Annotated in this window: 12 protein-coding genes; 2 read left to right on the top strand and 10 right to left on the bottom strand. The window is 69.6% G+C overall.

Annotated elements, in window-relative coordinates; genetic code table 11:
* Window positions 1-20 precede the first annotated feature (20 nt).
* The 6 genes from ACFQPS_RS03560 to ACFQPS_RS03535 all read right to left on the bottom strand — a co-directional run bounded on the left by ACFQPS_RS03560 (window position 21) and on the right by ACFQPS_RS03535 (window position 6,987).
* Entirely contained in the window at window positions 21-1,223 is a 1,203-nt protein-coding gene (locus ACFQPS_RS03560) for an iron-containing alcohol dehydrogenase (protein ID WP_377356492.1), read from the bottom strand.
* Between the two features lie 102 nt (window positions 1,224-1,325).
* On the bottom strand, window positions 1,326-2,051 hold the full coding sequence (locus ACFQPS_RS03555) for a hypothetical protein (RefSeq protein WP_377356490.1): 726 nt from the start codon (window positions 2,049-2,051) through the stop codon (window positions 1,326-1,328).
* Between the two features lie 121 nt (window positions 2,052-2,172).
* Complete coding sequence (locus tag ACFQPS_RS03550) at window positions 2,173-2,718, bottom strand: glutathione peroxidase (RefSeq protein WP_377356488.1); 546 nt, start codon at window positions 2,716-2,718, stop codon at window positions 2,173-2,175.
* A 96-nt stretch (window positions 2,719-2,814) separates the two neighbouring features.
* Window positions 2,815-5,025, bottom strand: coding sequence for an LPS-assembly protein LptD (locus ACFQPS_RS03545; RefSeq protein WP_377356486.1), 2,211 nt, complete (start codon window positions 5,023-5,025; stop codon window positions 2,815-2,817).
* Window positions 5,026-5,150: 125 nt separating this feature from the next.
* Window positions 5,151-5,393: an Lrp/AsnC ligand binding domain-containing protein gene (locus ACFQPS_RS03540; protein WP_377356484.1), complete on the bottom strand. Its 243-nt coding sequence runs from the start codon at window positions 5,391-5,393 to the stop codon at window positions 5,151-5,153.
* 4 nt (window positions 5,394-5,397) lie between these two features.
* The gene (locus ACFQPS_RS03535; RefSeq protein ID WP_377356482.1) at window positions 5,398-6,987 is read right to left on the bottom strand and encodes a DEAD/DEAH box helicase; all 1,590 of its coding nucleotides are present in this window, start codon (window positions 6,985-6,987) and stop codon (window positions 5,398-5,400) included.
* Between the two features lie 231 nt (window positions 6,988-7,218).
* On the opposite strand from ACFQPS_RS03535, the gene ACFQPS_RS03530 reads away from it, so the two are divergent.
* Window positions 7,219-7,956, top strand: a complete 738-nt coding sequence (locus ACFQPS_RS03530; protein ID WP_377356480.1) for an alpha/beta fold hydrolase — start codon at window positions 7,219-7,221, stop codon at window positions 7,954-7,956.
* A gap of 237 nt (window positions 7,957-8,193) precedes the next feature.
* Here the strand turns inward: ACFQPS_RS03530 and ACFQPS_RS03525 are convergent, their stop codons facing one another.
* Both ACFQPS_RS03525 and parE read right to left on the bottom strand, forming a co-directional pair.
* The gene (locus ACFQPS_RS03525) at window positions 8,194-8,745 is read right to left on the bottom strand and encodes an isochorismatase family protein (RefSeq protein ID WP_377356478.1); all 552 of its coding nucleotides are present in this window, start codon (window positions 8,743-8,745) and stop codon (window positions 8,194-8,196) included.
* Window positions 8,746-8,777: 32 nt separating this feature from the next.
* Entirely contained in the window at window positions 8,778-10,769 is a 1,992-nt protein-coding gene (gene parE / locus ACFQPS_RS03520) for a DNA topoisomerase IV subunit B (protein ID WP_377356476.1), read from the bottom strand.
* A gap of 103 nt (window positions 10,770-10,872) precedes the next feature.
* Here parE and ACFQPS_RS03515 point away from each other — a divergent pair, with 103 nt between their 5' ends.
* Window positions 10,873-11,265 carry an acyl-CoA thioesterase gene (locus ACFQPS_RS03515; RefSeq protein ID WP_012566561.1) on the top strand — a complete coding sequence of 131 codons (393 nt, stop codon included), beginning with the start codon at window positions 10,873-10,875 and terminating at the stop codon, window positions 11,263-11,265.
* Between the two features lie 24 nt (window positions 11,266-11,289).
* Here the strand turns inward: ACFQPS_RS03515 and ACFQPS_RS03510 are convergent, their stop codons facing one another.
* On the bottom strand, window positions 11,290-11,577 hold the full coding sequence (locus tag ACFQPS_RS03510; protein WP_377356474.1) for a hypothetical protein: 288 nt from the start codon (window positions 11,575-11,577) through the stop codon (window positions 11,290-11,292).
* A gap of 132 nt (window positions 11,578-11,709) precedes the next feature.
* The gene (locus ACFQPS_RS03505; RefSeq protein WP_377356473.1) at window positions 11,710-12,102 is read right to left on the bottom strand and encodes a response regulator; all 393 of its coding nucleotides are present in this window, start codon (window positions 12,100-12,102) and stop codon (window positions 11,710-11,712) included.
* Between the last annotated feature and the right edge of the window lie 138 nt (window positions 12,103-12,240).

The raw sequence follows: 12,240 nt of genomic DNA, 5'->3' as shown, positions 1-12,240 counted from the left end.
CGGCGGAACGGGCCGGCCGCTCAGCGGCGGCCGGCGCCGTCCAGGTCCCCGTCCAGGGCGCGGGCATAGAGGGAGCGCGCCGCTTCCACCGTCACCGGCACCGGGTTGCCGCGGGCGAACGGGTCGTTCGCAGCCTCCTCCACCAGATCGGCGACGCGCTCCTCCGTCACGCCCAGATCGCGCAGGGTGTGCGGGATGCCCAGTTCCTCGCGCAGGGTCAGCAGGCAGGTGAGGAAGGCGTCGAAGCCCGGCCGCTCCAGCCCCAGATAGGCGGCCAGCCGGGTGATCCGCTCCTCCACCGCCGGGCGGTTGTGGACCAGCACGTAGGGCGTGATGACCGCCATCACCAGCCCCTGGTGCGCCTCCGTCACGGCGATGAGGGGGGAGGTCAGGGCCTGCACCGCCCCCAGCCCCTTGCGGGTCGCCGCGCCGCCCAGCGAGGCGGCGGCCAGCACCATGCCGCGGGCCAGCAGGTTGTTGCCGTCGCGCACCGCCTCGGCCAGATGCCGGCGCAGCAGCCGCACGCCCTCCGCCGCCATGCCGTCCGCCGCCGGGTCGAAGCCCAGGGCGCAGTAGGCCTCCAGATTGTGGACCAGGGCGTTCATGCCGGTGGCGGCCGTGAGTGCCGGCGGCAACCCGATGGTCAGCACCGGGTCGGCGATCACGCAGGTGGGCAGCATGCCCGGATGCAGCAGGACGCGCCGTCGTCGCCGGTTCCCGTCCGGATCGGTGATCAGGGCATAGGCGCGCGCCTCCGCCCCGCTGCCGCCCGTGGTCGGCACGGCGACGATGGGCGGCAGGAGTCCGAAGCCGGGGACGCGCGGGTTCTCGCCCGGTGCCGCGGCGAAGGTCTGGGGCGGGGCGGTTTCCCCGCAGAGCAGGGCCGCGACCTTGGCCACCTCCAGCGCGGTGCCGCCGCCGAAGCCGACGATGCCGTCATGGCCGCCGTCGCGGAAGGCCTGCGCCGCCGCCTGGGCATGGTCCAGGGTCGGATTCGGTCGCAGATGGGAGAACAGACCAGGCAGCAGCCCATTGGCCTCGCAGCTCTGGACCGCCCTGCGCAGGATGGCGAGGTCGGCCAGCCCCGGGTCGGTCACCACCAGCGGCCGGGTGATGCCCAACCCACGGCAGACCCCCGGCAGTTCCGAGATACGGCCGGCGCCGAACCGGAACCGGGTCGGCTCGGACCAGTCCGCCCGCAGGGCATTGACGTCGGGTTCCATCGCGTGTGCTCCTGGCTGCTCCTGCGAAACAACCCGGACCAGCAACACGATCCCCCCGCCGGCGCGCTTTCCCCTCCTGCGCGGCTGCGGCTGAAGCGCCCCTCAGGGGAACGGGCAGACGTCGCCGCTGACCTCGACGAAGGATCGGGCGCCCGGGGTGATGGTGAAGCGGTATTCCTTGTCCTCGACCACCACGGAGTGCTGAAGCGGCAGCAGCCCCGCTGCCTCCGTCGTATGGCCGCCGGTCTCCGCGAAGCGGAGCTTCACGGGCTTGGTCGGGTCGAACCAGCTCTCCGGCTGTCCGGAATCGCTGCGGGCCGATACGCCTTCGCCGGTGACGGTGACGGCCCCGTTGGAGAAGGCGACGGACGTGTTCGCCCCCTTGTAGATCGGCGTCGGCAGAACGAATCGACGGCGCTCGGGCGGGCTGCACGAGCGCGGATTTCCGGTCTGGTCGATGACGAAGGCCAGCCTGCCGATATCGACGCCCTCCGCCAGCTTCTTCGCCACCAGATCGCTCAGCTTCGCCAGATCGCCGGTCGGCACGTCGCGCTGGTAGCGGACCTCCAGCTCGTTCGCCCGGATCTCCGCCGTCTGCGCGATCTGCTGGAGCTGGGCGGCGCGGCGTTCGGCCGTCTCCTTCGCCTCCCTCAGTTCGCGGATCTCCTCCCGCAGCGACACCTGGCGGCTTTTAAGCTGCTCGACGCCGAGCTGGTAGGCGAAGGCCGCCGGCACCAGCAGCGCGGCCAGCCACAGCACCACCTTGAGCAACCGTGTCCAGAAGCGGCGACGGTAGCGCCGGTCGTAGCTGTAAAGGCCGTACTGCATGGCGGCGAACGATCCGGTCCCGATGGGCTTCCCGACCGGGTGCGGTCGGGTCGGCCCTGACGGTAACCAGCCCGGACGGCAAACTCAAGGTATCGAGGTGCCCCGGTCGGCGAAGGGCGGATCAGCGCGGCAGCGCGTCCTCGATCGCCGTGCGCAGTTCGGCGGACTCGGGCCGGACGTCGGAACCGAAACCGGCCAGCAGGGCCCCGTCCGGACCGATCAGGTACTTGTGGAAATTCCAGCGCGGCGCGCCCTTGGCCGCTGCTGCCCAGCGATAGAAGGGGTGGGCATCGCCGCCCTTCACCACGACCTTGTCCGTCATCGGAAAGTCGATCCCGAAGGTCGTCTCGCAGAAGGTCTTGATCTCCGCCGCGCTGCCGGGCTCCTGCCCGCCGAAATCGTTCGACGGCACGCCCAGCACCACCAGACCGCGGTCGCGGTACTGCTGCCAGAGGGCCTCCAGGCCTTCGTACTGCGGGGTGAAGCCACACTGGGACGCGGTGTTGACCACCAGCACGGCGCGGCCGGCGAAGTCCGACAGCGGCAGCGGCCGGCCGTCGATGGAGACGAAGGAGAAGGCGTGCGCGCCCGTGGTGGCGGCTGTTGCCGCGGGGCCGGTCGAAAGGGCGGCGACCAGGAGGGAGAACATCAGGGCGAGACGGCGCATCGGGTCACTCCGGAGGACGGGATGCGCTCAAAGATAGGCTGGCACCGCATCACGTCCAGCCAGGGCCACGTCCAGCCGGGACCACGTCCGGCCGGGTCAGCTTCCCTGACCCTGGCCGAACACGTCCCCGGACAGCGCCGGGCTCAGGAACTCGCCCAGATTCTTGAACACGAGCCGGAAATAGATCTTGTCCCCGGTGTCGAGGCCCGACCGGCGGGTGAAGTCGCGCTCGCCGATCAGCTGGAAGGTCAGGCACTCGTCCTGATAGGTCAGCATCATGCCGCTGCTGACCGCGCCACCGCCCGTTGCCAGATCGCGGCGGTGGCTGACCCCCACCGACCAGTTCTCCGAGAAGGCGGAGTTCACGCCAAGCGTCAGCTCCTCCCGGTTGCGGGTCGCCGTGCCGTCCTCCAGCGTCAGCTTGTCCAGGTAGATATAGCTGCCGCTGACCCGGAATTCCGGCGGGCCGGCGACGCCGAACACATCGTGCCGGCGCTGGTCCAGGGTCTCGGAATCGAGGCGGAAACCATAGGAGAAATCGAGCCAGGGACTCGGCGTCACCTCGATGCGACCGACGATGTCCGACTGCCGCCCCTCCAGGCCGGAGCCGGCGGGGAAGTCGTTGTCGCGCTGAAGCCGGTAGGACTGGCCCAGGAACAGGGTGCTGCTGCCCCCACCGAAACCGTAGAAACCGGCGCGCAGGCCGTAGGTGACGCGCTGGCCGCCCTCCAGCCGGTCCACGCCGGGGAAGCGAGACGTCAGGAACAGGTTCGTGTGATCGAACTCGATGTCCTGGCTGTCCTCGTTGGGGACGTCGTCGCTGTCCAATTTGGGGGCGGCGGTGAAGGCGACGATCGGCTCGATCAACTGCTGCACCGTGCCGGCCTGACGGACCAGCGGCAGGCTCATCGTCACCTGGGTCTGCGGGAACAGCCGCAGCTCGGTGCTGTCCGATCCGGCGTCGGCGGCATTGGCACCGTTCGTCCGCAGGTCCCCGATCCAGTAGGCATCGCCGCGCAGGCTGCCCATCACGCTGGTGACGAGACCGATCGGCGCCACGAAGTCGCGGCGCCAGCCCACCTCGCTGGAGGCGCGCCGGGTGTCCGTGCCGTCGTTGCGCCAGAGGGCGAGCAGGTTTCCGTCCAGGGACCAGGTGCCGCCGAGGAACGCCCCCGGCTCGCCCAGCGCGCCGAAGGTGGCCAGCGGCATCACCAGCGGCTCCTCCTCCTCGTTGCCGGGGCGCAGATCCTGGAAGGAGTAGGCGTTCACCGAGAAGTAGTCGCGGGCCCGGAACCACTCCAGGAAGCCGCGGCTGGTCAGCAGGTCCTCGTCCGAATAGTCGTAGCGGCGCAGGTGGCTGCTGTCGGTCACGCGCTGGACGTCGAAGCCCCAGCGCCATTCGTTGTCGATGTTGAAGCGCCCGCTGCCGAACAGATGGCCGCGGAACTTCTTCTCCCTGCGCTGCTCCTCGCCGAACCCCTCGGTCAGATCGGCATAGGTCGCGCTGCCGGACAGGCGGAGGCTGCCGTTGGTGAAGCGCTGCCGGTATTCGCCGCCCAGCAGCAGCCCGTCCTCCGTGCTGGGCGTCATCTCCAGCGTGAAGTCCTGGCTCGGGGTGATGTCGAAGAAATAGTAGAGGCGCGCAAAGGTGCCGAGGTCGGAGCCGAAGCCGCCACCCGGCGCCAGGAAACCGGACCGGCGCTCCACGGTCGGATCGGGATGCGCGAAGAACGGCGTATAGGCGACCGGGATGCCGGCGATCTCCAGCACCGCGTCGCGGTAATAGACGTCGCGGCTTTCCTGGTCGTGGGTCACCCGCGCGGCCCGGATCTGCCAGATCGGGGGCTGCGTCGGGTCCTCCTTGCACAGCTCGCACGGCGAATAGACGCCCCGCTCGATGCGGGTGAAGCGGCCGTCGACCCGCTCGCCCTGGGCGCCGGCAAGGCGGGAATTGTCCGTCATCAGCAGCCGGACCTTGTCGACGAAGCCCTGGCGCATGTCGTCGGTCAGCTCGACATAGTCGGCGAACACGACCTCGCCCGACGGCTCCAGCAACGACACATTGCCCGAGGCGGTGACGACGTTGGTCTTCTCGCTGTAGCTGACCGTGTCGGCCAGCAGGATGCGGCTGCCCTGGGCCAGCTCGACATGGCCGCGGGCCGTGACGATCCCGAGGTCTTCGTTGTAGTCCAGGCTGTCCGCGCTCAACAGCACCGGCTGCCCGTCCTGGGCCGTCTGCGCGATGGCAGGGTCCGCCAGCAGCCCGAGAAGGGCGGCCGCACCGAGGATGCGCCGAGGTGACGTCACTCCGTCAGGCTCCGGGTCTGCGGGAGAGGGAAAGAACAGGTTCCACATTTCCCAAGCGGACGGCGCAAGTCAACCGCGGCCGGAGCCGCAGCGGAACCGCATCGGTACGGGTGCCCCGGTCCGCGTCAGGAGAAGGCTTTGAAAGCGATGATCGTGAAGGTTTCCTTGACCCCGGCAAGGGTCTGCAAGTTGCCGGTGACGAAGTGGCCGATGTCGGCACCGTCATCCAGGTAGCACTTCATCATCAGGTCGTACTGGCCCGAGACGGAGTGGACCTCCGACACCTGCTCGATCTCCTGCACCGCGCGGTCGGCAACCTCATAGGCCTTACCCAGGTCGCACTTCACGAGGACGAAGATCGTCTGCATGGGGTCACCCCTCGGCATCGCTGTCGGGCAGGGCGGCAGGGCGCACGGGACGCGCCGCGCGCAGGATGAAGGCCGGAACGTCGTCACCGAAGCCGATCACCGGCGTGCGGTCGTCGTCCTCGTCGCGGCGGCGGCGGCGATCCTCGCCGCGATCGGGGAAGCGACTCCGCCGGTCCTCGCGCACAGGACGCTCGGGGCGATCCTGGACCGGCCGTTCGGTCCGTTCCGGACGGGCGCGCACGGGCCGTTCCGAGCGTTCAGGCCGCTCCGTCCGCTCGGGGCGTGCGGCACGCTCCTCCGGCATCGTGCCGGCGGTCGCCGATTCGCGGACCTCGGTCCGGTCGGCCGTGCGGGAGCGGGAGGGACGGGCGGAGCGAGGCTCCGCCTTGCGACCCTCATCCTTCCGGCCCTCGTCCTTGCGCCGCGGACGGCGGCGGCCACGACCGCTCTCCTCGAATTCCAGCTCGGGGGTTTCCAGCCCGTCGATCGGCACGCGGGGAATCTCCCGTCCGATCAGCTTCTCGATGGCCTGCACCAGGCGGCCGTCTTCGGGTGCGGCGATGGTGAAGGCCCGACCGGTCAGACCGGCGCGGCCGGTGCGGCCGATGCGGTGGACATAGTCCTCCGCGTTGAACGGGACGTCGAAGTTGAAGACGTGGCTGACGCCCTTGATGTCGATGCCGCGGGCCGCGACGTCGGAGCAGACCAGCAGGTCGATGCTGCCCTGCTTGAACGCCTCCAGCGTCTCCGTCCGCTTCGACTGCACCATGTCGCCGTGCAGGGCGCCGGCGTTGAAGCCGTGCTTGGAGAGCGACTGGTGCAGGATGCCGACATCCTTCTTGCGGTTGCAGAAGATGAAGGCGTTCTTCACATCCTCCGTCCGCAGCAGGTGCCGCAGCGCCCGGCGCTTGTCCTCGTCATAGGCGACGGCCAGGGCCTGTGTCACCGTGGCGGCGGGGGAGGCGGGCGGGGCGACCGTGATCTCCCGCGGGTTCATCAGGAACTGGTCGGCGAGGCGCCGGATCTCCGGCGGCATCGTGGCCGAGAAGAACAGGGTCTGGCGCAGCTTGGGCAGCAGCCCGACGATCCGCTCGATGTCCGGGATGAAGCCCATGTCGAGCATCCGGTCCGCTTCGTCGATCACCAGGATCTTGATGTCGGACAGCAGGATGTTGCCGCGCTCGAACAGGTCGATCATGCGGCCCGGGGTGGCGATCAGCACGTCCACGCCGCGTTCGAGCTTCTTGACCTGATCGCCGAAGCTCTCCCCGCCGATCAGGAGCGCCATGTTCAGCTTGTGGTACTTGCCGTAGATCTCGAAGTTGTCGGCCACCTGGGCCGCCAGCTCCCGCGTCGGCTCCAGGATCAGCGACCGCGGCATCCGTGCCCGGGCGCGGCCCTGGGCCAGGATTTCGATCATCGGCAGGGTGAACGAGGCCGTCTTGCCCGTCCCGGTCTGGGCGCAGCCCAGCACGTCGCGTCCCTGGAGCACCCAGGGGATGGCCTTCTCCTGAATCGGTGTCGGCGTGGTGTAGCCCACCTCGGAGATGGCTTGCAGGACTTCGGGCCCGAGCCCAAGTTCGGAGAACTGCATAAAACCTGTTCGCGACCAGTCGTTGGAGCGGTGCCCGGCGGGGCGCGGATGAATTCTACGCCCGCATCGCAGTACAGACGCATAGATGGACCAAGCGTCGCGCCGATCAACCGAAAACATCCGGAAGACCATGCGTGACTGCCATGCCCGACTTGGCGCCTTGCGGAGGTTCCGCTAGGGTCGGGCGCATCGATAGCAACGAATGCCCTGACAAGCAAGGATTTCAACCGGATGATGAAGGGAGAAACCGGCCGGCCCCCGGAAACCGGGGCGCTGCCGCTGGTCCTGCTGCCGGGACTGCTCTGCGACGCGGCCCTCTGGGCGCACCAGACCCGCCACCTCGCCGATGTCGCGCCGGCCATCCAGGTCGCCGACCTGACGGGGGCCGAGTCGGTGGCTGACCTGGCCCGCGGGGTGCTGGCGGTGGCTCCGGAGCGTTTTGCCCTCGCCGGCCTGTCCATGGGGGGCTATGTCGCCTTCGAGATGCTGCGCCAGGCGCCGGAACGGGTGGCGAAGCTCTGCCTCGTGGACACTACCGCCCGGCCGGACACGGACGAGCAGAAGGAACGCCGCCAGGCCCTCATCAAGCTGGCCAGGACCGGCCGCTTCAAAGGGGTGACGCCGCGGCTGCTGCCCATGCTGGTGCATCCCGACCGGCTGGCCGATGCGGACATGACGGGGCCGATCATGGCGATGGCCGAACGGACCGGACGCGACGCCTTCTGCCGTCAGCAGACGGCCATCCTGACCCGGCCGGATTCACGGCCTGATCTGCCGGGCATCCGCTGCCCGACCCTGGTCATCGTCGGCCGTGAGGATGCGCTGACCGGGCCGGAGAAGGCGCAGGAGATGGCGGACGGCATCCCGGGCGGCCGGCTGGCGATCGTGGAACGCTGCGGCCATCTGGCGCCGGTGGAACAGCCGGAAGCGACGACGGCGCTGATGCGCCTCTGGCTGACCCGGTTCTGACGGACAGGAAGAGGGGGTGGCGCCTTGCCGGCCCCGCGGCCGGCGGCTATGGTCGCCGCAGGCATTGCAGACGGAGCGGTCCCATGGGGTTCCTCGGCATCGGCGTGTTCCTGGTGTTCACCGGCGTGGTCGCGCTCTGCATTCAGGCGCTGGGCGGCAACGGTCAGCCCGCCTCCCACGGCGGGCACCACCATTGACCGGAAGCGGCATTGACCGGAAGCGGTCTGGCCGCCGGCCTCAGGCCGCGTCCGGCCCCAGGGCCTTGATCAGCGGCAGCACGGCGCGGAATTCGGGCCGGTCGTAGCGTCCCAGCCACTCGAACAGCACCATCTCCGCCGTGACGATGTCCACACCGTGGACACGCAGGCGGTTCAGTGCCGCTTCGCGGTCGGCGGCATCGCGCGAACCGACGGCGTCCGCCACCACGGCCACGGGGCGGCCGCGCCGGCGCAGATCCAGCGCCGTCTGCAACACACAGACATGCGCCTCCGTCCCGCACAGCACCACGGTCCCGCCGGCCTCGGCCCAGGCGGCGAAGGCCGGATCGCCGCCGGCGCTGAAGGTCGTCTTCGGGAAGACGGTGCCGATCAGGGCGGCCAGCTCCGGCACGGTTCCGCCGATGCCAGCGGGGTTCTGTTCCGTGGCGCAGACCGGCACGCCCAGCAGGGAGGCCCCTTTCGCCAGGATGGCGCAGCGGGCGGCCACGCGCTCGCCGCCCTGCACGGCGGCCAGCAGGCGCGACTGCACGTCGATGACGACAAGGCGGGAGGCGGAGGCGTCGAGCAGCACGGGGCCTCTCCGGTCTCTGTCCTGTGGCGGGGCTAGACGTCCAGGTCCTGGGCGAACCGGGCGTTCTCGGTGATGAACTTGAAGCGCAGCTCGGGCTTGCGGCCCATCAGGCTCTCGACCAGGGAGCGGGTCTCCTCCGCGTCCACCTTCTGCTCGGGGTCGCGCAGGTCGGGGACGACGACGCGGAGCAGGGTCCGCTTCGCCGGGTCCATGGTCGTTTCCTTGAGCTGGGACGGCGGCATCTCGCCCAGGCCCTTGAACCGGCTGATCTCGACCTTGCCGCGGACGGTGCGGAAGACGGTCTTCATCAGCTCGTCCTTGTGCGCGTCGTCGCGGGCATAGCGCACCGTGTTGCCGCCGGACAGGCGGTAGAGCGGCGGCAGCGCCAGGTACAGGTGCCCGGCCTGGATCAGGCCGGGCATCTCCCGGTAGAAGAAGGTCATCAGCAGAGACGCGATGTGGGCGCCGTCCACGTCCGCGTCGGTCATGATGATGACCCGCTCGTAGCGCAGCTTGTCGAGCGAGAACTCCTTGCCGGTGCCGCAGCCCAGCGCCTGCGCCAGATCGGCCAGCTCCTGGTTGCCGCGCAGCTTGTCCACGCTGGCCGAGGCGACGTTCAGGATCTTGCCGCGCAGGGGCAGGATGGCCTGGATCTCGCGGTTGCGCGCCTGCTTGGCGGAGCCACCGGCGCTGTCGCCCTCGACGATGAAGATCTCCGTGTTCTCCGCACTCTGGCGGGAGCAGTCGGCCAGCTTGCCGGGCAGGCGCAGGCGCCGGGTCGGAGACTTGCGCGCCATCTCCTTTTGGGCGCGCCTGCGGGCCCGCTCCTCCGCCTTCTCGATCAGCCGCTCCAGCAGGGCCTTGGCGGCATCGGGGGCGGCGGAGAGCCAGTGGTCGAAATGGTCCTTTATGGCGGCGTCGGTCAGGCGCTGCGCCTCGGGGCTGACCAGCCGCTCCTTCGTCTGGCCCTGGAACTGCGGGTCGCGCACGAAGACGGAGAGCAGCACCATGGCGCCGTCCATCACGTCGTCCGCCGTGACGCTGCCGGCCCGCTTGTTGCCGACCATCTCACCGTAGCCCTTCAGCGCGCGGGTCAGGGCCGCGCGCAGGCCCTGCTCATGCGTGCCACCCAACGGGGTCGGGATGGTGTTGCAGTAGGTGTGGCTGAAGCCCTCGTCATCCTCGGGCCAGGCGATGGCCCATTCGACCCGGCCTGCCTCGTTCGGGAACTCGGCCTGCCCGGCGAAGGCCTGCGGCGTCACCGTCGCGCGCTGGCGCAGCGTGCCGGTCAGGTAGTCCAGCAGGCCGTCGGGGAAGTGCTGGGTCTCCGCCGCCGGTACGGAACCGTCGACCGGCAGCAGGGCGGGATCGCAGCTCCAGCGGATCTCCACGCCGCGGTAGAGATAGGCCTTGGAGCGGCACATCCGGTACAGCCGCTCCGGCTTGAAGGCGGCGCCTTCGCCGAAGATCAGCGGGTCGGGGTGGAAGCTCACCACCGTGCCGCGGCGGTTGTGGACGGGACCGACATTGGCCAGCGGTCCCAGCGGCACGCCGCGGCTGTAGTCCTGGGTCCAGAGCTGGCGGTCGCGCGCCACTTCCACCCGCAGCTTGTCGGACAGCGCGTTCACCACCGCCGAGCCGACGCCGTGCAGGCCGCCGGAGGTGGCGTAGACCTTGCCCGAGAACTTGCCGCCGGAGTGCAGCGTCGTGAGGATCACCTCCAGCGCCGACTTGCCCGGATAACGCGGATGCTCGTCCACGGGGATGCCGCGGCCGTTGTCGCGCACCGTGAGGGTGCCGTCCGCCGTCAGTTCCATGTCGATGCGGGTGGCATGGCCCGCCACCGCCTCGTCCATGGCGTTGTCCAGTACCTCGGCCGCGAGATGGTGCAGCGCCCGCTCGTCGGTGCCGCCGATATACATGCCGGGCCGCCGCCGCACGGGCTCCAGTCCTTCCAGGACCTCGATGTCCTGGGCGGAATAGGTGTCCTGCTTGCGGGCGGTGTTCTGGAAAAGGTCGGTCATGGCCCATTATAGGGACCCGCGCCGCGCGCTTTCAAGGTGAAGCGGTCCCCATGCAGGGGCGCTACCAGATTTTGTAATGTTGTCGAGAGGAGTCTACCCGACCATGGATGAGACGATGCCGGATTTCGACCGCGACGCCCCGGCGCTCCGCACCTTCGCCATGCCACGCGATCTGAACGGCAACGGCGATGTGTTCGGCGGCTGGGTGCTGTCGCAGATGGATGTGGCGGGCGGTGTCATCGCGGCCCGGCGGGCCCAGGGCCGGGTCGCCACCATCGGGATCGAGGCGATGAAGTTCCACCGGCCGGTCAGCCTGGGGGACGAAGTGAACTGCTACTGTGCGGTGGAGCGGGTCGGCACGACCTCGATCCGGGTCAAGATCGACGTCTGGGTCCGGCGGGGGGCCGCCAGTCAGGCCTACAAGGTGACGGAGGGCGTCTTCACCTATGTCGCCATCGGCGAGGACCGGCGGCCGAGGCCGGTCCCGCCTGCGTGATGATGGCGTGATGCCGGGTGGTGCTCAGCCGCCGCCCGGCTGGCCGCTGGTCGAACCGGTGCTGCCGGTTCCCGGGCTGGTGTCGTTGGTGCCGGTCGTCGTGCCCGGCGTGGTCGTCCCGGGGGTCGCCGGCCCCGGGGTCGTGGTGCCCGGCATGGTCGGGCTGCCGGTCGTGCCCGAAGGCTCCGGCGGGGTCGAGGTGGCGGGGGCGGGGGAAGTCCCCGTGGTGTTGCCGCCGCCTGCGGTATCGTCGCCACAGGCCGCGAGGCCGAACAGCAACACGGTCGGAACCAGCCAGAGTCTGGCGCGCATCTCGGGTCTCCTTCTGTCGGAAGCGGGGGCCGTCGCCGCCCCCGTCACCCGGATGAACACGAAGGAGCGCCGGCCATTCCCGGAAGCCGGGCGCGGCGCGCGTGACAAAACTGGGTTCGGCCGGACAGGGGTTCAGCCGGCCGACGGTACCGCCGGCGCACCGCCGGCGCTGCCCAGCCGGCGCAGCGCCAGTTCCAGCGCGGCCTTGAGCTGCGGCGCGGAATAGGGCTTCTGCACGAAGCCCAGCGGATAGGTCTGGGCGACACGGGTCATGGTGTTTTCGTCCGTGTACGCCGACAGATAGATCGAGCGGATATTGTATTCGCTGCGCAGGCGGCGAGCCGTGTCGATCCCGTCCACCACGCCGCGCAGGCGGATATCCATCAGGGCCAGCGATGGCCGGGCCGCTGCGGCAAGATCGATGGCTTCCGGCTCCGACGCCGCAATTCCGACGACATCATAGCCCAGGTCCTGCAACGTCATGCGGATGCCGAGCGCGACGAGGGCATCGTCTTCGACAATCATGATCCGGGCAGACGGCAAGTGGCTGGGTAGTTCTCTGGATCGGTTCATCGTCGCGGCGGCACTCTCGCGTCACATCCTGCAAAAGAGTATTCAGTATAGATCATTCCAGCCGTTGGTCACGACCGGAATGATTTCACC

It is taken from the genome of Rhodocista pekingensis, from assembly GCF_042665545.1.
GTDB classification, from domain to species: domain Bacteria; phylum Pseudomonadota; class Alphaproteobacteria; order Azospirillales; family Azospirillaceae; genus Rhodocista; species Rhodocista pekingensis.
The sequence above is the reverse complement of the archived record's forward strand: the minus strand, read 5'-3'. Positions and strand labels throughout refer to the sequence as shown.